A 23,263-nucleotide genomic window follows, 5' to 3' on the forward strand; every position below is an offset into this window, starting at 1 on the left:
AAGACCAGACGGAAGTCTGCCCCCTTTCGGGTGAGTATATTCTCTATCCTTCTCATTACAAGAAGGCATTCGCTTTCTCCGTCCTCCTTACCCGCACATCTATCGGTTTCCCTTACGGGTTACTTTCCGTATCTTTATGGAGATATACGGGCTTACCTTGTTCCACTACATTTATGCTGGTAGATTAGGCTCCACCTTTCTGCCGACGGTTCTATAGTCCGTGTGGTGGCTGTTTCAACCCCCAACCAAACCGCATTCCCATTTTGGGCCAGGCCCAGCAACCTTTGGCCTGTTCGCGCATAACGGCATTTACCAGTGATTCAGATATCTTAGCCATTCTATCCCAGTCATCATCTCAAGTCAGTGTTGCTCTTACTTGTTCTTATCCTCACGGAATCAGTTCTACATCTCTGTAAAGATGATTTTTCATATCTCGTTTCCTCATAGCAGTTACCCGCTACTTTGTAGATATTAGACTCAACTGACGGAACAGCAGGTCTTACACCTTACGGTAAGACAATAAATGTAGTGACTTTCAAGTCACACAAAACAATTGGCATCACTGTGCAGTATTGTACGCGCCACACTTCTCGCCTCTTTTCTCGAACATTTGTTCTTTTTTGTCTATTATAGACACTTTCAATAAAAATGTAAAGTGGTAATCTTCCCCAGGAATCCTTTCGTCCTAAATATCGGGACGAACCCCACTCTATATCGGACAAAGGCTTTCTTTTTACAGCTGCGACGACATAGAAAAAGGCTGCTATGCCAGGTTCTCCATAGCATAGCAGCCCTCTGTCACTTTTCCTATTCAAATAAGTTCTGCTGTTCATAAGGCACATACCGTTCCAAAAGGACAGGAATCTGACGCAGCATTCCTTGTGCCTGCTTTTCCTCCCATAGCCAGGATCTGATCTGGTCTTTTTCCAGAACAAGGGGCATCCGGTCATGAACCGGACGCATGGAAGCGTTTGCTACGGTAGTCAAAATTACAAACCGGTCTTCCTTATCAAACCGATCATAAAAGCCAGCCAGATAAAGAGGCTTTCCATCTTTCCGGTAAAATGTATTTTTCTCTTTTTGTCTGCTCCATTCATAGAATCCGGCAGCTGGAATCACCGCCCGGTGGTAATGGATTCCATTTTGAAACATTCTTTTTTCCATTACCGATTCCACACGGGCATTGAAAATCACGCCTTTTTTCTGCCAGCCAGGATATCCCCAGGCCTTGCTGCAAAGCTGTAAATTTTTGAAATCGTTACTTACAATCACAGGAGCCGTTTCCGTTGGATGGATGTCTCCTGTTACGTGCATCCGCTTTAAAGAGGCATCCACTTCTGATACCACGTTCCGGATATCCAAATAGGTTTCCTCATCTATATAGAATCTTCCACACATACCTGCATTTTCTCTGACTTTCCCATTTTTTTAACTGCAATTTTCCCTGGAATTCATAGTGTCACGCATTCTATTTGGAAATATACAAAACACCAAGCGTACCCGGACCACAATGGCTTGATACAACGCCGCCTGCCCGGGTTTCTAATATTTCCTCAAAGATGCCAAGATTTTTTAGATAAGTCCGGACAGTCTCAACGATTTCCCGGTCACAGCCTGAATGCGTGATAAATACGCGCTCCTGTCTTGCATTTTTTAGATCCTTTTCCATATCTTTTACATAGGACAGTATCACAGAGGCAATTTTTCCCCGGTACTTTTTAGAAGCATTCATAGCCCCATCTTCCACTACAATTTTAGGATGTAGCTTCAAAACACCTCCAGCCATGGCTGCTACCGCATTACAGCGTCCTCCACGATATAAATAAGTAAGTGTATCCACTACAAAACTTGCTCGCACATTTGGCTTTAATTTTTCGATCTCAGAGACGATTTCGGAAGCAGTCCGGTTCTTTTTTGCCATAATGGCAGCTTCCACTACAAGAAGCCCGATTCCTGTAGAAAGATTTGCAGAATCAATCACCGTGATCTGCCCGGAAGCTCCCAGTTCTTCGGCAGCAAGGCGCATCACATTTCCAGAAGTGGACATACTTGATGAAATAGAAAAGCAGACAATTTCCCTTCCAGCCGTAACATAAGGGCGAAAAAGCTCTATGGCATCTGCCATGGCCGGAGCGGATGTTTTGGGCGTTGTCTTATTTGCATCGGACCAGGCATAAATCTGATCCGGAGTAATATTTTTCCCATCTTCAAATTCCTGATCTCCCAAAAGAATATGAAGGGGAAGAATGTCAATCTCATACCGAGCTAATAACTCTGGCGAAAGATCGCAGGTACTATCTGAAATAATTTTTACCATGTTTGTTTCCTCATAACATTTCTTTTATGTGTTGTCAATTCTTGTTACTTGCCAATACATCCTTATATTCCAAACAGATTCTCGGCGTTTAAATAAGCAATCTTTTCTTTTTCCTCAAATGGCAGCTTTATTTTTTCTAAATACATTTTGGAATTTTCAGGTTTACAATATGGATAATCTGTAGCCCACAGGATCCTTTCTGCACCCACTTTGTTCCGGCAAAACAAAAAATCATCCTCGTAAAACATCCCGCTTGGAGTTATATACATATTATTTTTAAAATAATAGGAAATATTATGTAATAGTCCTGTAAACGCAGCCGGGAGCATATCATCCATCCGGTTAAAATAATAAGGTAGCAGTTCTCCCCAGTGTCCGCAGATCAACTGCAAATTCGGAAGACGGTCAAAGATTCCGGATAGTATCATCCTCATATACTGCACCCAGGCATCATAGTGCCAGCCAATGCCGTGTCCCGCAAAAACATTTGCCACTGCCACAGGCCAGCTTCCCTGATAATAAGTCTTCGCAACCTCTGTTGGCACTTCCCCTGGATGAAGCATAACTGGAACTTTTAACTCCTGTGCCATTTCAAAAATTGGGAAAAAACGGTCCTCATCAAAATAAGATTCCTGATAAGCACCATTAAAAATAATCCCCTTTAATCCAAGTGTTTTTACGGCGCGTTCCAGTTCTGTCAGGGCAGCACCTGTATCTCCTACCGGCAAAACAGCAAACCCATAAAAATTTCCTGGATACTGTTTACAATACCCTGCCAATTCCTCATTTGCCATCTGACAAAGAACAACCGCCTGTTTCGGATCCAGATACGAGGGAGAATTGTTTCCATAGCTTAAAATCTGGCAGTCAATTCCATGTGTTTCCATAAATTCCAGACGTTTCTCCCCAACCTCTGTAATTTCTCCTTTCGCGACAAACTGCTGAATGAAGTTGGCCTTTGCCTTTTGCGCCAGAGTAAGATTCTTTTTCTCTAAGAGCTTTTGGTATTCCCCATTTACTTTCTCTGACATAAAATGTTCTTCTACCGTAATCACCTTTGAAATCTGTTCCATGCTCACACATCCTTTTTTAGAATCTATCTATTCTTTTTTCCGCTCGCCAATAATTTCACCCACAAATACATAGTGTGGCTGCCAGCCGCCTTTAAAATCTGGATAAACTTCTGGTTTTGCCGCATAATATTCCTGGATTTCCGGGGCTAAATCTTCCCGTGAGAACTGGTGCTGATACAGCTTCTTGCAAAGAAATGTACACTCTGCTTCCTCAAACGTGACACCCTGTCCCATTTTTACAGGTGTAAAACCTACTGCTTCTATTTTATTTTCATCCCGTCCGGAGTGTGATCCAAGATATCCCAATGCCTTACGGCTGGTTTCCGGATAAAAACTGACAGTAAAAATATCACTTTCTTTTAATACCTCACTTGTGTAACGGGCTGGATGGACATATACGGTTACCGTAGACCTACTGTTCCCAGCTGTCCCCCAGATATTCCCAAGGCTTCCCCAGCTTACCGTACAACAGTTATAATGCTGTATATTCCCAGCTGTCACAAGCGCCCATTTCTTATCAAATAATTCAAATACCTTGTATTCTTTCCTTTTATAATCCTGCATAACAGCCCTCCGGTTCTGTCTATTTTATGAAAATTTGTTTCTCTTACTATTAGAATATCAATCTACCAATAATGGCGCAAGACTTTCTTGCAATTTTTCGGACGGAATCATATTACTTCTTTCACCGCCATATAAACCAGAGTAGTTGCCTTCATAAGTTTTCCATCAATTCCATCCGGTTTACATGTTTCTGGAAAAAATTCATAACGCGCTTACTCTGATGTTCCACCAAAAAGGGAAGTGCTATCTCTTCAACACTTCCCAAAATTTGCTATATATTCCAATACGAATCAGTTTTTTTCACGAAACATGTTTTCTTTATGATAATTTATTCCGGTAATCCTCCAGTTGAAGAAATATCCCAATAATATATACCTCCAAATCAACTACTTTGACAATCATCAAGTAGGACATATCCGTAAGAATAACTTACCTGTATTTTAAGGATTTTAGATATGCGTCCCGACATTCTGGAAATTGATATGGGTTCTCTTCCAGGCGATCATATGCTTTTTCTATACATGTCAGCAAATGTTCTGCCGCTATATTATTCCCCAGCCGATATACAAGATAATATAGGCATTCATCTAATTGTTCTTCCGCACGCTCTGTAACAATTAGTTTATAAACCATATTTCCCCCTCATTGCGCTAAGCGATTCTCTGGCATCTTTTACGCTTTCCTCTTTAATCTGCCTTTCGGAAGTTTCCAGCGCCTGATACATTCTTAGCTTCTTCATGGCTCTTTCATAATTTTCAATACTCATAATCACCATATCGCCATATCCATTCTTGGTTATATAAACTGGTTCCTCACTTCTATGGCAAAGTTCGGATATCTCTGCTGTGTTTTTCAAGTCTTTAATCGGAATAATCTGTGGCATATAAGGCGCCTCCTTTGATGGGATTATCATACCATAATTATGACATTGCAACAATTGCTGATAGAAAAATATATCATACAAGTTTACGGATTCTCACAAATCATTCCATACCCATATCTGTCATCTCCAAATTCTCTCTTATTCACCAGCATTACTCCAAGATGGCAGTATTTATCACATTTCAGTTTCTCATCTGTTTCAACCACTTCACGGATAAATGTTAAAATACTTTTTAATGGATATTTGGAATCCGGCGTGGTAATTGCAATGTAGCCTTCGTGTTTTTCCGAAGTTGCATAAAGCATTCTTATCATAAAAGAAAAAAAGATGGCTAACGACAACCACCTTTCTCTCCGTTACATGTTTCATTATATTTTTATATAACAGCGAAACAAAATTTATTTTCTCCTGCGTCAACTAATAGTGACTGATCCGTTTGCGGCACACTTAATTGAAAATGTTCCTCCAGCACCTTTTCCTGTTTTTATGTGCTGGCAATAAAAATATCCAAGCGCAACATCACCTGCTTTTGAAGCATCTTTTGTAATCACCTTATAAACATTAGGTACAAGAATCTTGCAGTCAGGAGTTGCATTTGTGCACTCTGCCTTTTTTCCATTATATCTAAAAGTAGCCTTCAAAATATATTTTACAAACACCGTATTCGTATTTTTATCTTTTACCCGGTAAGTCTTTGTGGCTGATGTGGTTTTCCATCCAGCTCTTGCAAGAGACGGAATTTTTTCTTCATAAGACTCAATTTCAATCACCGTATCTTCATCAAGATCAATGTATTCCCTTTTCAGTAAAACAGCATTTTCCTTATTTTCATATGGCTTGATTTCAGTATCTGCCTTTACCGTCACCATACTACCAAGGGAAATAATCATGGTTAATAATACACACAACAAACTTTTCATTTTTTCTCATAAAGAGCCTCCTTTGTAATTATCCTATTTTTAAATCGAGAAATGGATTCTTTTCTCCCCTCCTTCCCATTTCCACTACATTTCCGATTTAATTTTGTAAATCGACGGTAATACCATCTCCAACTGGAACCGCCAAGTCTTCCGGTGCCTGGTCTTCATCATATACCGTTCCTATTTCTTCTATGTAAGTATCTTCAGATTCTTTCTGCTCATAGGAAACCGTTTTTCCTGTAGTTCCTGAATAGTGATAGAGCTGTAGCGTTAACTGTTTTGCATGATCCAAAATTCCCAAATCCTGTAATTCAAAAATTAGATTCGGTTTATCATAGGAAGTGAGATTAAAAACATATTCATTTCCTAAATCGTCCTTCCCGCGAAGCCAAAATTCGTCGTCCTCCGTCATATCGGAATATGATCCAGAAATGGTACATCCGAAAATATTATATTTCATTTCTGAAATCAAAAACGTCTGATCCTTCTCAATTGGGATAGACACTTGAATGTCAATTTCTTTTGTGTCTGCCTGCAGTGCTTCTGGATCTGCTGTAAATGAAAAACTATATATATCTCTTTCTTCAACCTGCTCATTTTGATTTTGGAAGGTTCCTATTTGAATTTCAAATTTCTGGGAATGATTAGCTCTACTTCGATTAAATTTCGCTACAAAGTATTTTGAATTTATTTTTTCTGATCCGCTACTGTTATCAAGCGAATATTGATTTTCTAACGCTAATGACTCGCCATCAACTGCGACCTGAATGCTGCTCATGGAAATGTCATTTTCGCCATTTTCATCAGTCAGAGAATATGCAATCCAAAGGCTTTTTGCATCCGCTGCAACTTCCTCTAACGAAACCGCAATTCCATTTTTTTCGATTGTCTTTTGAATTGTTTTCACATATTCATCTGTTTCCTTCTCAATTCCCAAAATCCGGCCAATAAGAGAAGTCATTTTATACCAGGCTGCTTTTACCTCATTCTGATGTGTAAGTCCACCACCAATAGCAGCCACTAATATGATACAGGCTGCTGCAACCCGTATGTAGCGCTTGACTCTTACGATTTTATTTTCTTTCCACGGTTTCGCCGCCTGATAAATGTATTTCTCATCTATATCCTCAAATGCCGTTAAAAAATCCCATCCTTTATTATCCCTCATAGCCAGCCTCCTTTAATAAACCATAAAGTTTTTTCCTGCTACGAGCCAAAACTGACTTGATCTTACTTTCCCCACAGGCATGTCGGTCTGCTATCGCTTTTACAGGATCCATATACCAGTAGCGTCTAATAAAAATATCCCGGTCACGTTCCGAAAGCGTTGATAAAAAGTGGTCAAATAATTTTACAAGTTCTTTCTTTTTTAAATAAATTTCAATATCAGAAGAAATTGCACTTCCAATTTTTTCCACTTCCCCAGCAATATCTTCCATATGTGAATCCACCCGTTTCTGCGCATTTCTTTTCCGATAACGGTCGATTGCTGTATTTCTTGTTATTTTTGAAACAAAGGAAGACAAAATAGATGGTCTTCTTGGAGGAATGCTGTTCCAGGTAAAAAGCCATGTATCATTTACACACTCTTCAGAATCCTCCCTGCTGTATAAAATATTGTGTGCAACTATATAACACATATTTTGATATTTATTTTTGGTCTCTACAATTGCATTTTCATCTCTGGCAAAATACAAATTAATGATCTGTGCATCATCCATCCTGCGCTGTTCTCCCTTTTCACCTTATATCACGTATTTTATTTCAATTGGTCGCATGAAAAATGTAATTTTTTTATTTTTTTTGCAGAAAAGGAAATGAAATATATTTCGTTCCTAATTCCTTTTCTGCATTTCCACTTACTGGTCAATTACTTCTGTCATATAAGCTCCCTGACCATCTACCGCAGTAACTATTTCTTTTCCGTCTTCTGTTTCAATAATCTGCCCCACTGATACCTGATCCTGTGGTCCGCTGGTGCTTAAATCCGGATCTTCGTCAAATGTGGCCAGCGGGTACATTACCCTCTCTCCATTTGCATTGAAAAATTCATGTAATTCAACTCCAGAACTGGCAGCCACTGAAGCTGTTCCAATCAGCATACACGCTGCCGCTCCAATCCAAAACTTTTTTCGTTTCATCATGCTGCTCCTTTCTCTTAACCGTGATTATTTTTTATATCCACAAATACTACAGGTCTTCTTCAAAAACGGATAACTATGTTTACTGCAATATGTCCATGGAGTGTAAGTTTTTATCCCCCTACGATGGCATTTATTACATTTGTTTGAGATAATCAGCCGTTCTTTGTAACAGATTCCAGCTGTTCCAACTGTTCGAAAATCTGTCTTTTTACCAACAGCTTCTAAATATCGCGCCGGATGTTCACAAGGCGCATTTGTCGCATAGGAAGAAATCGCTTCAATCGGTTCTGTTACAAAAGATCCATCTTCATTTACTCTGACAATTCTTTCCTTAGCACCAGTTTCTGTCACATAAATGTTTCCACTGGAAATTACTTCCTGCGCTTCATTTTCCGCACCCATTACAGGGATACCCTGCCCTGCCATATTTCCCATAATTGTAACACTTGTCATAATAATTGCCATCCACTTTTTTAATCCACTCATCCTTTTTACCTCGTTTTCTTAAATTTTTCCCTATAAGTTGTAAATAAAAATTTTTAGAGCCCTCCCTCCAAAGTTTCGTTATTCCTTTTTCACTATATATCACGTAAAATTTCGGTATCCGTTGCATCCTTGCTAAAAATAATTTATTTTATTCTCAAAACCTCCAGCCCTAATTTGGCACACAAACAGGATCCGTTTATAATCTGTGTCTTGGCGTTTTATAAGTAGCCGTAGAGCAAAAGCCCCCGACAGCATAGTTCCAAAGATCCATACTATCGGGGGCTTATCCCTCATCTCATCATAATTTCCATATTCTCCTGACGATATAAAGCTTTATCAAATTGTACTTTTTTATAAATTACAGATCAGAAATAGTGCTGTTCCACAACTTATTTTTCAGCCAGACTGTCAAGGCATCTTTTTATGTCCTCTTTTTGCATGCACTCAATGGTCCAGGTGCGTTCTTTTGTTTCCGGCAGATAGCCAAGCACTTCCTCCCAGGGAAGGTTTCCGCTTCCAAGTCCGATATGGGAATCCCGGTCGCCGCAGTTGTCGTGGATATGAACATGGCTTACATAGGGAGCCAGATTTTTCGCCCACTCCCTGACATCCAAAGAAGAATAACAGTGCGCGTGTCCGATGTCCAGGCACAGCTTGAAGTTTGGCTGGTTCACCCTCTCATAAACATCCAAAAGAAGCCGCCAATCATCATCAAATACATTTTCCAGCACGACTTCAAGTTCTGTTTTGTTTTTCATAAATTCCTGCCAGAATTTGGCAACCTGCTCCGCCCAATATTCTTTGTAGTAAACATACGGGTTCATGCCAGAGTGAAAGACAATCTTCTTAGCGCCAAGGTGAAGCCCCGCCTCATAGCACTGGTTGAATCTTGTCATGGTAGCTTCCCGCACCATACTGTCATATGCACAGGGGTTCACATCCAGAAACGGACCGTGAAGGATCAGATCCCTGGTTCCTATCTCTTTCATTTTCTCCCAGTACGTTTTGATCGAATCCGAAAGCTGATCCAGGTTATCCGAAATAGAAAAATCAATGCTCTCGATCCCAGTTCCATACTCTTTTACCAAAGCCTTCATGTCATCATCTAAAACTAAATGGCTAATATATATCATTTTTTTCCTCACTTTTTTTGCGAAGCTGCTCCTGCCTCTTTTAAATGGCAGAACAGGCAGGAGCCCTTTAAGGCTTTGCTGCCTGTTCTATCTTTTTTATTTTACTGTGATCTTAATTTTTTTCGATTTGGAACCGGATTTTACCGTAATGGTGGCAGTTCCTTTTTTCTTTGCAGTGATCACACCTTTTGCGGTAACAGTTGCCACCTTCTTATTGGAAGTGGTATAGGTTACCTTCTGCAGGGAGGTGATCGGGCTGATGACTGGCTTTAATGTCAGTTTCTTGCCCTTTTTCAGGGTTGCCTTAGAAGCAATGCCTATGATCTTGGTTGTCTTCACCGCCTTCTTTTGTACCGTAACGTTGACCACCTGTTTTTTGCCGCTTGCAAGTGTGATGGTGACTTTTGCTTTTCCAGCTTTCAGTCCTTTTATAGTACCCTTGCTTGTCACTGTTACAATCTTTTTGTTGCTGGTTGTCCAGGATTTTACGGAATCTCCATTTGCAAGACCGCTCACCTTCACCTTTGTGGTAGACTGTTTTACCTTCAGCTTTATACTGGTGGCATTTACTTTGATGGTTGGGGTAAGTTTACTTCCTACAGTGCGGGTTTCCGTTCTTCCCTTGTTGCTGGTGCGTTTCTGTGTTTCGGGGGCAAATACCGTTGCTCCCGATACGGTTGTCCAAGGACCAAATACCTCCGGAACTTCCGTCGGTGTCGGAGTCGGCGGAACGGGTGTCGGGGTAGCCGGAACCGGAGTTACAGTCGGTGTCGGGGATGGGGTATCGGTACGCTGTACCACAATGGTATAGTCGGTTGTCTTTCCGGATTTGGTGGTAACGGTAACCTTTACCTCTGCTTCTGCCTCTGGATTTGTTTTATCAAAATACATGGCAATTCTGTGTGCTGCACCACTTCCGGTTACTTTTCCAAGAACCGTTACCTTGCTGGTGCCACGGACTCCCACAGCGGTAACCGATGCGCTGCTGTCTGCCGGTTCTGCAAAGATATTTAAAAATTCCCGGCTCTCTTTATAGATTGCCCGGTAGCTGGTTGTTACACTGCTAAATTCCGGGGACAGCGAAATCCGGTTTGCCGTATTGGAGTAGGTATTGCTGGTGCTAAGTGCCATGTTCGCAAGAACCGGAGTGGAAATATCCTGGGAAATATGGAAAGTATATTCCCTGCTCTTTCCCATACCGCTTACAGTTACCTTCACATCTGTGGAGCCGCCGCTTACATCCGCTACAAAACTTCCTGCATACGCCTGTCCATTTACAGTTATGGTGCAGCCTTCCGGTGCTTTAAAATCAAAGGTCACTTTGCCGGTATTCTCTGCTACCGTTAAATTATATTTTAAGGTATCTTTTCGGAAAGCAGAAGGCCAGGTCACTTTTCCAGTATCTGCTGTGACTGTCACGCTGTCCAGATAGGCTCCATTTGTTTCCAGAGCCATCAGATAGTTGGAATCGTTTTTGTAATAAAGGGTGCCCTCACGGTCTGCACAGATGGTACTGATGCAGTATTCCTGCTGGTCACTTGCCGGGCGGAAAAGCTCTACGGCTGTTCCGGAGGTCTGTCCCGGTTCATCGGACAGCATATAAATACCGCCTGGTTTTGCATTGTAGGTAAAGTACAGATAGACTCTTCCATCTGCCTGTCCATCCCCATTATAATCCTGGTTTTCGTAGGCCGTAGACAAAAGAGGCGCTGCCTGGGGATAGCCTGGGATGGATACGTTATATGCCAGAGAGATCCCGGAAGCGGTTTCAGTTAAGACTGCAAAATGATGACCGCCATCGGAACTAAACTGTTCGCCATTTCCGCAGACACCTACATAGATCCTCCCCTTATATACAACCGGGGAAGCAGTTACCATGCCGCCAAGGTTATAGCTGCAGGCAGTTCCAAAGGTGCCGTCTGCATTCATCTGCACGCGGTACAGATACCCGCCTTTGGTGGTGAAATATACATAACCATTATTATAAACGATAGTAGAACGAATATCTCCATGGCTTGTCATCTTATCCATGAGCAATCCGGTATGTGTGTTTACGGAATACAGGATGGCGGAGTTGGTATCTGTTCCTTCTGAAGAACCGTCGTCGGAACCAAATATCAGGTAATCGGATGAGGCATAAGAACCAGCCCAGTAAAAGCCGCCCTTATGGTTGTATTTCCAAGTGCAGTGTTTAATCTCCGTTCCTGTGGATGGATCCTCGTCTGTAACAGACAGACAGAAATAAGAGCCTGCTGTAGTCTCAGAATTCCAGGTTCCGGTATAGATATAACCATCCTTGTAAGTGATCGGGGAAAGTGTCTGACCTCCCAGGGACTCACTGATCCATAAGGACTTTAAGGAAGTAGCACTGACCGCCTGGATCTGACCGCCGCCGATCTGTGCAAAGAGCATTCCCTCTGCATAGGTAAGGGGGATCATGGCATACTGCATATTTCCAGAGAGCTGTTCGCTGGTCTGAAGGATTTCCCCTGTGTTTTTATCCAGCTTATAGATAAACTGTCCAGACGCTACATAAACTGCTCCGCCCAGGATCAGTGGTGGTGTGATGGCTGCCTCCCAGCCCACTCCGATCCTTTTGGTCCATTTTAACAGGGTGGAATCCGCACTGGTTGGGGTGCTGCTTCCGGTAATGCCGTTATTTGTTTCACTGTTTCGAAAATTGATCCAGTCATTGTCCGTGATCTCCGGCTGCGTAGCATCCTGTTTTACCAGTTCTGCACTAATGTCGGAAACCTCGCCGCCGGTAAAACTGCCCTGCTGGGAAATATAGCCATATTTAGAAATATTCCACGTATAGGCTTCTCCTTGAAGGATGTTCTCATAAACCATCAGGGAATCGGCGGAAGGGGTAAGGCGCTCCCCATCCTTGTCATATACGCTGATGACCGCATCCTCCGGGGTTACCTGGAAACTTACTTTGTCACTTGTGCTTTTATGAACCAGGATGGTGTAGGTGCCGGTGGAGGTATAGGTTTTCTCTGCCAGGGCAGGATCCGCATAGGTGTTTGCCTCTGACATGGAGAGCGTCACTTTGGTATCACCGGTGTCTGCCAGTGGAACGCTCACAGCCGTATCTGTAGAAGAAAACGGAACCTCTTTTACTTCGCCTGTGGTTACATTTTCACTGGAAATGGCAAGCTGATACCAGTTGCCGGAAAACGCTTTTGGAACCACCTGTAAAGAAGCAGTAGAAACTGCTACCGTTGCCTCGTAGTCCCTTGTAGTTCCTGTCGTGTCAAATTTCGGAAGGATATTTTTTGCCAGGTCCTTGTCATCCGGCAGGCAGGCCTTGAGATCGGAAAGGTCAAGACGGCGTTCTACCAGGATCTGGTAAACCTGCTTGTCCCCTTCTGTTCCTGCGGTGATAGTATAAAGTGCTCTTTTGGAGCCATTTTCTCCGGCTGCAAAAACGGAGGCAGCTATATTGTAACGGGTACCATCTGTGTATCCGCTTTTTGACATTTCCGCATTCTGTTTTTCTCCGTCCAGTCCCGTGGTTTCCAGCTGAAGGACGGATCCCTCCGGTGCATTCCCTGCCAGATCCGCTGTGATCCAGAAGGATGCGGAATCCATGTTGGAACCATATTCTGCCACATAAACCTTGCCGCCAAACTCTGCGTCAAGATCAGACATACGCTTTAATCCTACGGTAGAAGCACCGCTCTGGCTGGTATATAAGGTCAAGTTCTGAAGGTAGCCACCCTCATCCTGCGCATCGGTTTCTGGCATGATGATAGGATCTGTCTCCCCTTCAAATCCCTCCTGGGAATCAGAGGCTTCAAAGTCCTCTTCTCCTGAAAAATCTTCTTCTGCTTCCCCGGAGGTAAACCCGGTAAATTCAGAAACGCTTGCAAAAGAATCCTCACTTTGTGTGTCTTCGGATTCCTGGGAACCACCCTCAAAAGAATCCGTCTCATCTGTAAAAAATCCATCCTCTTCTGCGGCATAAGCGGTGTTTAACGCATACACCGGAAGATTTCCAGCTAACAGGGCCGCAGACAAAAGTCCGGTCAGCCATTTTTTCATTGTTGGTTTCATTCAGTTCTCCCTTCTTTTCTTTGCTTACGCCGTTATTTTGGGCTTTTTCTTGCTTTCTTTTTTAAACCTTTTCTTTGCCGTTACAAAAAAGAGAGCAAAACCAGTTTCCAATACCGCAATCACCAGAAGAAATTTTGTTGTCAGACTTGCTTTTTGGATTCCTCTTGTCACACTTCCTGCAAAAGATTCCTCTTGAGCCTGGTTCTTTCCAGTTGTATTTGTAACTGTGGTTTTCGTTTCTTCTGTAAAACCATCTGACGCCTCACTTTTTTCTTCTACCACCGGGGAGGGAGTGGCTTTTTCCATCACCTTCTCCCCTGCTATGGTATAGCCAGGCTTTAAATCCTTTGCATATTTCTTCCCTGTCCGGTCTGTCCACTTCGGGGACTCATTTTTTTTGGTGTCAGCTGTCTTCATATTTCCAAACAAAGAAGTCTGTTTCTCCCCCTGGAGCTTTAAGGAAGCCTTAATCTCCCCAGTGGTTTTCTCCCCCTCTTTGCCTCCAGCTTTGCTTCCCTCCACCTGTTTTAAATTGGATAAGGAACCCTCGCCGTTTTGTCCTGGGATAGTGGCCTGGGACTTATTTCCGCCATGGTCGGAGCCATGTACCAGGTTTCCAGGGGTACCGGCTGTTTTTATATCCGGGATCCCCATGACTAAAGAATCACTTACATTTCCCGCTGCATCCTTTACCACGATCACCAGGTCTTTTTCCCCGGAGGATAATCCAGTCAGGGTAATGGTATTGGTTCCGGCTAATACCTCTGTTCCTTCCCCGCCTGTATCCAGGGAGGGTATCTTTGCACCTGCCTCAATCACCTGGTAATAACAGGTTCCTTTTTCAGAGGTCTTATAGACAGCAGAAGCAGTATCCGTGGAGATACGGCTGGCACTGATTTTTTTTAGTACCGGAGCTGTGGTATCGGTAAGTTTCAGGGTAATATAATAGTCTCTGGTTGTCCCGTCCTCTGCTTTTACCTCCAGGCGGACCTTCGCCTCTTTTTCCTGATCGGCAAAAAAAATCTTCCAGTAGGGGCGGTCTTTGTTGTCTTTCGTTCCCGTGATGGTCTCATCTTTTTCTACAGTTCCTGCCTTGATACCGCTGATGGCATAAACCTTAACAGAAGCTTTTTCATCCTCTACTTCTGGCCAGATGTTCAGGCTCTGCCGTTCGCCATCGTAGGAAGCCTCAAATTTTTCCTTATCTGGAGCCAGATCCGGGCTTAATTTTAAGATCCCTTTTCCGTACTTGTCGGAACTGGAAACATACAGTCCCTTTAAAGCGGTGTTGCTGCTGAGAAGGGTGATAGTATATTCCGTCACCGCAGGATCTGCCGTGATCTTCTGGTAGAATTCCTGGTACCCTTCTTTACGGACATAAAGTTCATACGCCTGTCCCTGTAAAAGAGAATACCGTCCATTTTCTTCTGCGGAAACCGGGTTTCCCTCTGCATCCAGGATCACCACACTGGCATCTCCCGGCTCAATTTGAAGTCCCACGCTCACCAAAGCCGGGGTTGGAGTCGCAGTCGGCTGTGGAGTCTCGGTTGGAGCCGGAGTTTCTGTTGGTGCCGTAGTTGGCTCCGGAACCGGTGTTGCAGTCGGCTCTTGTGGAGTCTCAGTTGGAGCTGGTGCCTGTGTAGGCTCTGGCTCCACGGTCGGCTGTGGTGCCACAGTGGGCTCTGGCTCCATGGTCGGCTGTGGTTCCTCACTTGGAGCAGGCTCCGGCTGTTCCGGTTCCGAAGGCTCTTCAGGTCCTCCTTCTTCGCTTTGTATCATCACTTCTTCTTGCTGTGCATATATCTCATAAGGAACACTTCCGGCAATCAGAGCTGCCGTTAAGGTTCCCATTACTAATCTTTTTTTCATTTACCAGTCCCCCCATGTCTCGCCGTTTACCCCGCCGCCTACGTCGGCACCGGAATAAAGAGAAAATCGAAGCCTTACCTCATCCCCGTCCGCTGGGAAATAGGAAGACATTCCAACACTCATGTATTCACCGTTCACAGAATACAGCCAGCCAGAGTCCATGGTAAAATCAAACTCTCCAAGCCAGTTGGAATCGTGATCGGATAACTGACAGTTTACTTCCTGCAAATGCGCCATCAGGTCATCCGGAATAGCCGCATTTGCGGAAATGCCGCCCCTTCCGATTGCTTTTAAGTAAAAGCCGCTGGTGGCATCCCCATTGTTTCTCCAGTCAAAGCCTGTGTTCTGCAAAAGCCGCAGCAGCACAGAGGATAACTGTTCTCCCTGGTAATATTCAATAGAGGTTGCCGGAAGGATGGTTCCAAGCCCTACCGTACCCGCTTCAATGCTGATGGTGATAGAACCTGCCACCTGTGGACCTGCGTCTTCTCCTTTATACAGGGTAAAAGGAGGTAAGGTAGTGGCATAGCCTTCTTCGTCTGTCGCCTTGATTTCTATGGTGTTGGCACCTTCTGCCAGTTCCAGGCGATATGCCAGGATTCCAGCAGCCGGTTCTCCCTGGCAGGAAAGCCGTTCCCCATTTCCGGTTACCGTAAGGGCAGCTGCGCCCAGACTGTTTCCATAATGGTCGGTTGCCTGGATGTAAAAGGTACGGTAAGAAGCATTGACCGTCTCCCCATCGGTAAGGTCTGTGGCAATCTTCGGGTAATTATCTTCTACCGGTTCCTCTGGACTTTCCGTAGGGGCAGGTGTCGCAGTGATCTGCGGCTCTTCCGGTGCCGGGGTAACAGGTGGCAGATCCTCGTTCGGAGTCTGTGCTCCGTCCTGGTTCCGGTTATCATCGGTATCTGGTGATTCCGATGGCTGCTCAGAATTGTCGGGATCATCCTGGTTATCATATTCAATCGTGTTACTCTCATTTTCCTGATTTTGGTTTGTATTGTTATTATTTTCTGGCGGCGCTTCCGTCACCGTCGCCTGGGGTGTGGGCGTTACGCTCTCCTCCGGCTTAGGAGTTGGTGTCACCGTCTGCGCCGCAGGTTCCTTTGTCGGCTCCGGTGTGATCGTAGGAGTCGGTGTCTCTTCCGGAAGAAGCTGTGCCTGTTCCTGTTGCTCTTCCGCTTCCTCGCCGTTTCCATCTGTCTTAGATCCTGCATAGGCAAAACCGGTTCCCAGATACCCTTTTAAGGAGCTGTCTGCACTGATTCCCTGCACCGGGTTTGGTACTGCCTCGGGCTCACTTTTTAATACGCCCTGTGCAAAAACGACAACAGCCAGAAAAAGTACTGCCACAGGAATGAGTGCTGCCAGTATTTTTCTTTTCTTTTTTTCTTTCATAAACAGCCTCCTTTCCTGTCAATAAAGTCTTTCAATGTATTTCATGATCCATCTGTCATACCAGCTTGCAGATGCTTTTAATTCCTTTTTTAAATGCCGGATACAGCTTGCCGTATCATGGCGTTCGGAGGCCGATACCGGATGGGGGCTAAACGCTGCCTTTTGTCCAATCTTTCTTACTCTTTCATAGAGTAATGTGGTCTCATCTGAATACTGTGTGCCATGCTCGTATAACGCTCTGGCATAACCAGCCATCGCCCGGACTGCCAGTTTGGTGTCCTGGGAGGCAAAGCACTTTCTTCTCTTTCGGTTCGTAAACGCTCTTAAGAATATCACCGTCAGGATAAACAGAAACATAAACGTATCAAATACGATCAAAAACAGAAGGAGGAATTTTTCGATTCCAAACAATGCCAGCTTCAAGCTGAAATTGGTACGGATGTTCTCTTCTACTGAAGGCTGTGATTCCGTCTCCGGGATCGAAGCTGCCAGTTTTCCCTTGGCTTCTAGACCGGTTTTTAAGTTGGCTTCCTCCATGACACCGTAATAGGAAGGTGTCATTTCAAGAGGGATCCAGCCAAGCCCGTCCACATAGATCTCCGTCCAGGCATGTCCGTTGGTGCCTGGGATTTCAATGGTGTCCCCAGCCTGTTTTCCTTCTATATCCTGTGGGGTAATTAAGTACCCTTCTACATAACGTGCCGGAATGCCATAGTAGCGGAACATCAGAGCCGCTGCTGTCGCAAAATGAACACTGTGTCCGATCTTGGAGGTGGTTAAAAAATTCTCTATAAAATCCCCGTCTTCTGAAAATACATCGGTCTGGGAGCTGTAGGTCATGTTCTTTTCCAGATAGGAACGGATCCTGGTGATGGCCGTATAGTAATCGGTATGTCCCTCGTCACGGTTTCCGCCGTCTCCAAGTTCCTTTTGAAACAGGGTTTTTAAGGACGCTGGAAGAGCGGTATCTTCCTGATAAACAAAGGTATTGTAATAACTCTCCTGGCTTCGGTAGGAACTGACGGCATCCGCGCCGCCATCCCCTGCATTATTTCCAGCGGTCAATGTCTGATAGACCTTTGCCCCAAGGGTGGTAAAATCACTTACCAGATTTCCAAGGGAGGAAATGCGGTAGGTTCTTTCTCCAAACATTCCTCTGGCGTACAGGGTGCTGTCCGCCTGGGCGTTTTCGCCTGTGTAGCCGTCTGGCAGACCTGAGAGCTCATACGGGGTATAAAGGTATTTACTGCTTGCCGTTTTATTATTTATCGAAATGATTCCTTTTTCACTGGAGAGGGAATCGTCCTGGATCAGATTTCTTGCATTTAGAAGCTGGGTTTCTCCATAAAAGCCCTCCTGGTGAAGCCAGTAATACAAGTCTTTTTCTTCATAGGCCTCTTCCGTGGAAATCTCCGTCCAGGAAGAGCCGTCATAAACGCTTCCCACAAAGCCACGCAGATACAAAGAAGCCGGATGCTCCATGGTAATTTCAAGTGCCGTATCCGATGACGCACTCCAGGCTCCGGTCTGCTTTAACTTTCCATCTGGAAGGGAATTTGCCCCCTGCCCTTTGTAGCGGAGCCTGGAAAGTCTACTTAATGCCTCTTCTTTGGCATTTGCCACAAGCTGGGAGTCCTGGTACTCATTCTTTGGCACCAGGCTTTGAAGAAACACACCCCCGAAAACGGAGACCAGAAGAAGACCAAATGCCCCGGCAAAAAATGCGGACACGTCGACAGCGTTACCTAAGTTTCCCCCTTTATTTTTCGTCATGTAGTTTAATTCTAACAGGGTTCCAGCGTAAAAGCCAAGACAAAGCCTGGTATCTGGAAGCAGTTCTGTTTTTACCAGAACCACCGGAAGGACTGCCGCAAAAAGAAGGAGCAGCACATACCACCGAAGCTTCAGGATTAAGAAGCCAAACAGCCCACAGGCAATGCCAAGGAAAATAAGAACTGCCAGCTCCCCATTTGCTTTTCCAGAATCCTTCAGCTGGTAGATGGTAAGGTAGATCCCTGCTTTTTTCCCAAGAACTTCTGCAAGTTGGTTCCAGAGTGAAAGAAATCCGTTTAAAAGCATGCCAGAGAACGCAAACAGGCAGATCCCGGCAGCTGCACTTAACGAGAAAACCGCAGCAACCAAATGTTCCCGAAGCCTGAAAAGAACGGCACAGAGAAGGGCGGTCACAGTGACGCTCACCAAAAAAGGAATCCCATTCACAGACGGAATCAGGGTATGCAAAAGCGCAAAGGTACCAACGCCATTTACCAGAAAAATCAGGAAACTTTCCAGCAGGATACCGGGCAGGTATCTTCTATGTTTTTCTTCTTGTCTTGTGATCCATACTTCCATGTGATGGTTTCTCCTTTATCTGCTGTGGTTCCACAGCTTACAACGGTTACCTCGCCCCGGGTTCGAAGCCTTCTAAGGTCTTCTTCCTCTGGTGCGCCCGTAATATAAATATAATTTGCAAATCTTTGTTGTCCCGGAGTGTGAAGATATTCTGTGATGGTGCAGGGCTTTTCCCCCTCCCCTCCGTGGCGGAGGAATAAATAGAGAATAGTTTCATAATCCTCGCGGGTGCGTATTTTTTCAATGTAAAAATGTCCGGTGCTGTGGTCAAACACGCCTGCCTGACAGGAAATGCCCTGTTCCATAAAACTATTTAAAACTGCGGCAAACACTTCACCAAGCGTCTGTGCTACGGCTGGAGCTTTTTCCTTTAAATAGGGCTCTGCCAGGATCAGGACCGTATCATCCACCGGGAAACTTCTCTGGCGGATCATCATTTTATCTAACTTGCCGGTCAACTTCCAGTGGATCTGACGAATGCTGTCCCCCTCCTGGTATTCCCGGATATCAAAGGTCTCCCCCGGATCATCCCCAGGACGGGCTCCCGAATAGCGGAAGCTCTCCATGTCAAAGCCCTCTTTTGTGAGAAACTGAAAATCTTCCTTTTGCTCACAGGGCATCACCACCGTACAAGCGGACAGCCCCGCCTTCCTCTTTTGCCCTGCCAGACCAAAGAAATCATAGGAGCGCCAGGTGTGTAAGGTGGCGTAAATACAACCGCACCACTGGCTTTTTCCCTGGAAGTCAATGGCTTTTTTCCCTCTTCCTTTAAGGGAAAACGAAAACGGAAGCTCCATCTGCTCCCCAGTAAAATGATTTTCCAGATGCAGGCTGCCTTTTCCAAGAAATACCGGAAGGACAGACTCATTTGCAATCTGAAGCTTTCCTTTCCAGATCCCATCCTGTTCCGCAGCTTTGGGGAGCTTTAGCTTCATAGTGATCTTTTTTCCGCAAAAGAAACCAAGCAGCAAAAACGCCACTACCGCAAGGGCGGACAAAAGCAAAAGGACGGCATATACCCAGACTCCGGTAAAAACCGCAGCCAGGGCAAGCAATATGAACCATATAAGTAGTAAAATCCTGTTTTTCATTCTCCCTCTACCTTCGGTGCCGGTGTATCTTTTAAAATTTCTTCCAGAATGTCCTTCGCACTCTGCTCCTGGTATCTCGCCCTGGAATCCAGGATCATGCGGTGTGCGGTTACATCTGTGAATACTCTTTTTACATCTTCCGGAATCACATAATCCCGTTCTTCCATGAAGGCTGCCGCCTTTGTCATACGGCATAGCGCCAGGGTTCCACGGGGGCTAAGACCAAGTGTGATCATCGGATGGTTTCTGGTTGCCTCTGCAAGGGTTGCAACATAGTTCAGGATGGAATCTGCCATATATACTTTTTGTACCTGATCCTGAAGCATAACAACTTCTTCTTTGGTAATAACTGCTTTCGCGTTCTCCAACGGATTTTTTGTCTGCCGATCCCGAAGCAGCTCTACCAGGTTTTCGTGATCCGGGTAGCCCATGGAAAGACTTATCATAAATCGGTCTAACTGGGATTCCGGCAGCATCTGGGTTCCGGAAGAGCCGGTAGGGTTCTCTGTAGCAATGACTACAAAGGGCTGCGGAACCGGATGTGTCTCGTTATCTACCGTTACCTTTCCCTCTTCCATGACTTCCAGAAGGGCTGCCTGGGTTTTGCTGGAGGTACGGTTGATCTCGTCCGCCAGAAGCATGTTGCACATCACCGCGCCTGGGCGGTAGATGAATCTGCCCGTCTGTTTTTCGTACATGGTAAATCCGGTTACATCGGAAGGAACTACATCCGGCGTAAACTGGATCCGGTTAAAATCCATTCCCATAAGACGGCAAAGTGCCAAAGCTGTGGTTGTCTTTCCAACACCAGGAACGTCTTCCAAAAGCACATGTCCTCTTGCCAGCACTGCCATGATGATTTTATCCGTAACTTCTTTTTTTCCTTTTATAATGGTTCCAAGCTCCCTCTGAAGCTGTGTGATCTTATCTGCCATTTCTTTCCTCCTGCCCTTTTCACTGGCTGATCCAGATTCTTTTTCTTATGTGTCAATTGGTATCGCTCATATCATAAAAACTGGTTTTGCCATTTAAAAACCGGCTATATGCCGCCATTGCACAAAACGCCTGGTCGGTAGCCATGGGATCGCTGTCCCCATCTAATATGTGGGAAAAGCTTCCATCTTTTTTATAATACTCCATCAGGTTGTCGTAAAGCCCTTTTTCCTTTTTCTGGAAACGTTCATCTTTATTGCAGTCAATCCCATACGTGCTAAGCGCAAGGATTACCTGGGAAACGGACTCAGAGCTTTTATCCCCATACGCCTCATAGCCGCCATCCTCTGCCTGCGCGTCCGCTAAAAATTCCACGCCTCTGTCAATGATGGCACTGATTTCTTCCTCTGTTGCATAGGGCTCTAAGCACTGTAAGGTCATGGCAGTCAGATCCACATCTGCGGTATCAGAGCTGTCATCTAAGGAAAATCCACCGGATGGCTTTTCCTGTTCCACGATGTAGGTCAGATACTTTTGCTCCAGTTCCCCGTCTATCTCCAAGCGGTCCGCATTTAAGGCAAGAAGGGCATACACGGCTCCATTTAACCCCTGTGCGGTTACAGCCTCAAAATCTTCCAGGGGCTTTCCAAGGTCATACCCTCCAATATCGGAAGGATCGATCCCGATGGCCTTACAAGCCAGAACAGCCCTTGCATACTCGGTATAGCGGTTTTCACTTAATACCCCTTCCTGCTCCTTGACACGCTTTTCTAAGTTTGCCCTGTATTTTTCGTAATAGCCGTCCTCTGCCTCTTCCCCGGAGCGTGCCAGTGCAATCACCGTCCACTCACCGCCGAGGGAATCAGAAGCCGGGGAGGGAATACTTGTCTGTTCATAGGAAGCAGTTTTCTTTAATGCTTCTTCTAAAGATGGGGTACCGCCACCGCAGCCGGATAACAGGCTGCTGGCAGCTGCCGCCGCCAGGATTCCGGCAAGATAGCATCCAGTCCTTTTCTTTTTAGGATTTAACATTTTTCGTTTCTCCTTCTTTTAAAAATCAAATTCCACTTACATCTATTTTCTATCATCGTTTCTCTGATTCTTGTATCAGCCCATATTTTACCTTGATCCGCTCCAGCTTTTCCAGAAGCGGGCGGCTAAGCAGCCAGAGGAAAATCACGGTGGAAGCTGCATGTACCAGATCCACGGGGGCGCCTGAAATGTAGTAGGCGATCAGGCTGCTTTTTGTAATGTACCCGTAGGACATCAGGATGCTGGCAGGATTCATAATGCCGCCATAAATTAAAAAGACACTTAAAAATCCATAGATACAAAGATCGAACTTCCTGGCTTTTAAAATCCCCTTCTGGTACAGGATCCCTGCCAGAAATCCGATCATACCAAAGGCAAACATCTGCCAGGGTGTCCAGGGACCCTGCCCCATAAACATGTTGGAGATCAGCATGGTAAGACTGCCAACTAAAAATCCAGCCTCCCCGCCAAAGGAAATCCCGGTTAGGATCACGATAGCAGCCACAGGCTTGAAGCTTGGCACCATGAAAAAGGCGGCGCGTCCTGCTACGCCAATGGTAGATAATACGGAGATCACCATGATCTCCCTTGCCTTTGGCTTCCTGCCCTCAAACATCATAAAAAAGGGAAGCATGGCTGCCATTACCACGATCAGGCTGCAGAGCAGGTATTTTCGCCCTCCCCATATCTTCACCGAGAAGAATAGAAGGATTGGTACCACGATCAGCATGACCGCAAATGCAAACCAGGTGCGGCGGCTTACCTTTCCCTGGCGCTCCATCTGGCGGATAATCATTCCGTCGGACGGAAGGGTATATTCTTCCAGTTCTTCAGAAGGAACTTCTTTTCGATGGAAAGGATTTTGTTTTCCCGAATTCTTTAAACGGGCGGCATCCGAAGCTGGTTTTTCTTCCCCAAAGAATTCATCCAGAAATTCATCTAACTGGGATTCGTCAAGCATGACACCACATCCTTTCCGGTAACTGCCTCTGGAAACAGCCCTCTTGCC

Annotated in this window: 22 protein-coding genes; 1 reads left to right on the plus strand and 21 read right to left on the minus strand. The window is 44.9% G+C overall.

Features of this window, described 5'->3' with window-relative positions:
- A partial coding sequence (locus AB5170_RS20310; protein WP_368365143.1) for a hypothetical protein occupies positions 1–188 on the plus strand: 188 nt, incomplete at its 5' end.
- Between the two features lie 619 nt (positions 189–807).
- Here AB5170_RS20310 and AB5170_RS20315 read toward each other — a convergent pair.
- The 21 genes from AB5170_RS20315 to AB5170_RS20415 form a co-directional block, all read right to left on the minus strand.
- Positions 808–1,398, minus strand: a complete 591-nt coding sequence (locus AB5170_RS20315) for an SOS response-associated peptidase (RefSeq protein ID WP_173718744.1) — start codon at positions 1,396–1,398, stop codon at positions 808–810.
- A 70-nt stretch (positions 1,399–1,468) separates the two neighbouring features.
- Positions 1,469–2,317 carry a DegV family protein gene (locus tag AB5170_RS20320; protein ID WP_173718743.1) on the minus strand — a complete coding sequence of 283 codons (849 nt, stop codon included), beginning with the start codon at positions 2,315–2,317 and terminating at the stop codon, positions 1,469–1,471.
- Positions 2,318–2,379: 62 nt separating this feature from the next.
- On the minus strand, positions 2,380–3,390 hold the full coding sequence (locus AB5170_RS20325) for an amidohydrolase family protein (protein ID WP_173718742.1): 1,011 nt from the start codon (positions 3,388–3,390) through the stop codon (positions 2,380–2,382).
- A 27-nt stretch (positions 3,391–3,417) separates the two neighbouring features.
- Positions 3,418–3,954, minus strand: a complete 537-nt coding sequence (locus AB5170_RS20330) for a flavin reductase (RefSeq protein WP_173718741.1) — start codon at positions 3,952–3,954, stop codon at positions 3,418–3,420.
- Between the two features lie 429 nt (positions 3,955–4,383).
- The gene (locus AB5170_RS20335) at positions 4,384–4,587 is read right to left on the minus strand and encodes a type II toxin-antitoxin system RelE/ParE family toxin (protein ID WP_173718740.1); all 204 of its coding nucleotides are present in this window, start codon (positions 4,585–4,587) and stop codon (positions 4,384–4,386) included.
- Positions 4,577–4,837, minus strand: a complete 261-nt coding sequence (locus tag AB5170_RS20340) for a type II toxin-antitoxin system Phd/YefM family antitoxin (protein WP_173718739.1) — start codon at positions 4,835–4,837, stop codon at positions 4,577–4,579. Before AB5170_RS20340 ends, AB5170_RS20335 begins: the two co-directional genes overlap by 11 nt.
- Before the next feature lie 83 nt (positions 4,838–4,920).
- On the minus strand, positions 4,921–5,178 hold the full coding sequence (locus AB5170_RS20345; RefSeq protein ID WP_173718738.1) for a hypothetical protein: 258 nt from the start codon (positions 5,176–5,178) through the stop codon (positions 4,921–4,923).
- A gap of 72 nt (positions 5,179–5,250) precedes the next feature.
- A complete protein-coding gene (locus AB5170_RS20350; RefSeq protein ID WP_195379804.1) occupies positions 5,251–5,757 on the minus strand; it encodes a hypothetical protein in 507 nt (168 codons plus the stop codon).
- Between the two features lie 97 nt (positions 5,758–5,854).
- Positions 5,855–6,925 (minus strand): DUF4179 domain-containing protein, encoded by a 1,071-nt coding sequence (locus AB5170_RS20355; protein WP_207741806.1) that lies wholly within the window; start codon positions 6,923–6,925, stop codon positions 5,855–5,857.
- The gene (locus AB5170_RS20360; protein ID WP_118580693.1) at positions 6,915–7,478 is read right to left on the minus strand and encodes an RNA polymerase sigma factor; all 564 of its coding nucleotides are present in this window, start codon (positions 7,476–7,478) and stop codon (positions 6,915–6,917) included. The genes AB5170_RS20355 and AB5170_RS20360 overlap by 11 nt, the downstream gene beginning before the upstream one ends.
- Positions 7,479–7,616: 138 nt before the next feature.
- Complete coding sequence (locus tag AB5170_RS20365; protein WP_147422319.1) at positions 7,617–7,901, minus strand: hypothetical protein; 285 nt, start codon at positions 7,899–7,901, stop codon at positions 7,617–7,619.
- A 24-nt stretch (positions 7,902–7,925) separates the two neighbouring features.
- Complete coding sequence (locus AB5170_RS20370; protein WP_177968187.1) at positions 7,926–8,387, minus strand: hypothetical protein; 462 nt, start codon at positions 8,385–8,387, stop codon at positions 7,926–7,928.
- Positions 8,388–8,776: 389 nt separating this feature from the next.
- On the minus strand, positions 8,777–9,520 hold the full coding sequence (locus AB5170_RS20375) for a sugar phosphate isomerase/epimerase (RefSeq protein ID WP_118580687.1): 744 nt from the start codon (positions 9,518–9,520) through the stop codon (positions 8,777–8,779).
- Positions 9,521–9,616: 96 nt separating this feature from the next.
- Positions 9,617–13,579, minus strand: coding sequence for a cadherin-like beta sandwich domain-containing protein (locus AB5170_RS20380; RefSeq protein WP_173718733.1), 3,963 nt, complete (start codon positions 13,577–13,579; stop codon positions 9,617–9,619).
- Positions 13,580–13,603: 24 nt separating this feature from the next.
- Entirely contained in the window at positions 13,604–15,448 is a 1,845-nt protein-coding gene (locus AB5170_RS20385; protein ID WP_195379807.1) for a hypothetical protein, read from the minus strand.
- On the minus strand, positions 15,449–16,846 hold the full coding sequence (locus AB5170_RS20390) for a DUF4430 domain-containing protein (RefSeq protein ID WP_195379808.1): 1,398 nt from the start codon (positions 16,844–16,846) through the stop codon (positions 15,449–15,451).
- A gap of 18 nt (positions 16,847–16,864) precedes the next feature.
- A complete protein-coding gene (locus tag AB5170_RS20395; RefSeq protein ID WP_195379809.1) occupies positions 16,865–19,198 on the minus strand; it encodes a transglutaminase family protein in 2,334 nt (777 codons plus the stop codon).
- Positions 19,123–20,289 (minus strand): DUF58 domain-containing protein, encoded by a 1,167-nt coding sequence (locus AB5170_RS20400; protein ID WP_173718729.1) that lies wholly within the window; start codon positions 20,287–20,289, stop codon positions 19,123–19,125. The genes AB5170_RS20395 and AB5170_RS20400 overlap by 76 nt, the downstream gene beginning before the upstream one ends.
- Positions 20,286–21,224, minus strand: coding sequence for a MoxR family ATPase (locus tag AB5170_RS20405; protein WP_195379810.1), 939 nt, complete (start codon positions 21,222–21,224; stop codon positions 20,286–20,288). Before AB5170_RS20405 ends, AB5170_RS20400 begins: the two co-directional genes overlap by 4 nt.
- Before the next feature lie 52 nt (positions 21,225–21,276).
- Positions 21,277–22,254 carry a prenyltransferase/squalene oxidase repeat-containing protein gene (locus AB5170_RS20410; protein WP_173718727.1) on the minus strand — a complete coding sequence of 326 codons (978 nt, stop codon included), beginning with the start codon at positions 22,252–22,254 and terminating at the stop codon, positions 21,277–21,279.
- Positions 22,255–22,306: 52 nt separating this feature from the next.
- The coding region (locus tag AB5170_RS20415; protein ID WP_368365144.1) for an ECF transporter S component at positions 22,307–23,263 on the minus strand (957 nt) is incomplete at its 5' end.

The organism is Ruminococcus sp. RTP21484sp1_RTP21281st1_A8_RTP21281_210402 (assembly GCF_040914025.1).
Classification (GTDB): domain Bacteria; phylum Bacillota; class Clostridia; order Lachnospirales; family Lachnospiraceae; genus Blautia_A; species Blautia_A faecis.

Bases quoted from the DNA above. Each gene is read 5' to 3' on its own strand.
- AB5170_RS20315 (WP_173718744.1), bottom strand. From the start codon at position 1,398: ATGTGTGGAAGATTCTATATAGATGAGGAAACCTATTTGGATATCCGG.
- AB5170_RS20320 (WP_173718743.1), bottom strand. From the start codon at position 2,317: ATGGTAAAAATTATTTCAGATAGTACCTGCGATCTTTCGCCAGAGTTA.
- AB5170_RS20325 (WP_173718742.1), bottom strand. From the start codon at position 3,390: ATGGAACAGATTTCAAAGGTGATTACGGTAGAAGAACATTTTATGTCA.
- AB5170_RS20330 (WP_173718741.1), bottom strand. From the start codon at position 3,954: ATGCAGGATTATAAAAGGAAAGAATACAAGGTATTTGAATTATTTGAT.
- AB5170_RS20335 (WP_173718740.1), bottom strand. From the start codon at position 4,587: ATGGTTTATAAACTAATTGTTACAGAGCGTGCGGAAGAACAATTAGAT.
- AB5170_RS20340 (WP_173718739.1), bottom strand. From the start codon at position 4,837: ATGCCACAGATTATTCCGATTAAAGACTTGAAAAACACAGCAGAGATA.
- AB5170_RS20350 (WP_195379804.1), bottom strand. From the start codon at position 5,757: ATGAAAAGTTTGTTGTGTGTATTATTAACCATGATTATTTCCCTTGGT.
- AB5170_RS20355 (WP_207741806.1), bottom strand. From the start codon at position 6,925: ATGAGGGATAATAAAGGATGGGATTTTTTAACGGCATTTGAGGATATA.
- AB5170_RS20360 (WP_118580693.1), bottom strand. From the start codon at position 7,478: ATGGATGATGCACAGATCATTAATTTGTATTTTGCCAGAGATGAAAAT.
- AB5170_RS20365 (WP_147422319.1), bottom strand. From the start codon at position 7,901: ATGATGAAACGAAAAAAGTTTTGGATTGGAGCGGCAGCGTGTATGCTG.
- AB5170_RS20370 (WP_177968187.1), bottom strand. From the start codon at position 8,387: ATGAGTGGATTAAAAAAGTGGATGGCAATTATTATGACAAGTGTTACA.
- AB5170_RS20375 (WP_118580687.1), bottom strand. From the start codon at position 9,520: ATGATATATATTAGCCATTTAGTTTTAGATGATGACATGAAGGCTTTG.
- AB5170_RS20380 (WP_173718733.1), bottom strand. From the start codon at position 13,579: ATGAAACCAACAATGAAAAAATGGCTGACCGGACTTTTGTCTGCGGCC.
- AB5170_RS20385 (WP_195379807.1), bottom strand. From the start codon at position 15,448: ATGAAAAAAAGATTAGTAATGGGAACCTTAACGGCAGCTCTGATTGCC.
- AB5170_RS20390 (WP_195379808.1), bottom strand. From the start codon at position 16,846: ATGAAAGAAAAAAAGAAAAGAAAAATACTGGCAGCACTCATTCCTGTG.
- AB5170_RS20395 (WP_195379809.1), bottom strand. From the start codon at position 19,198: ATGGAAGTATGGATCACAAGACAAGAAGAAAAACATAGAAGATACCTG.
- AB5170_RS20400 (WP_173718729.1), bottom strand. From the start codon at position 20,289: ATGAAAAACAGGATTTTACTACTTATATGGTTCATATTGCTTGCCCTG.
- AB5170_RS20405 (WP_195379810.1), bottom strand. From the start codon at position 21,224: ATGGCAGATAAGATCACACAGCTTCAGAGGGAGCTTGGAACCATTATA.
- AB5170_RS20410 (WP_173718727.1), bottom strand. From the start codon at position 22,254: ATGTTAAATCCTAAAAAGAAAAGGACTGGATGCTATCTTGCCGGAATC.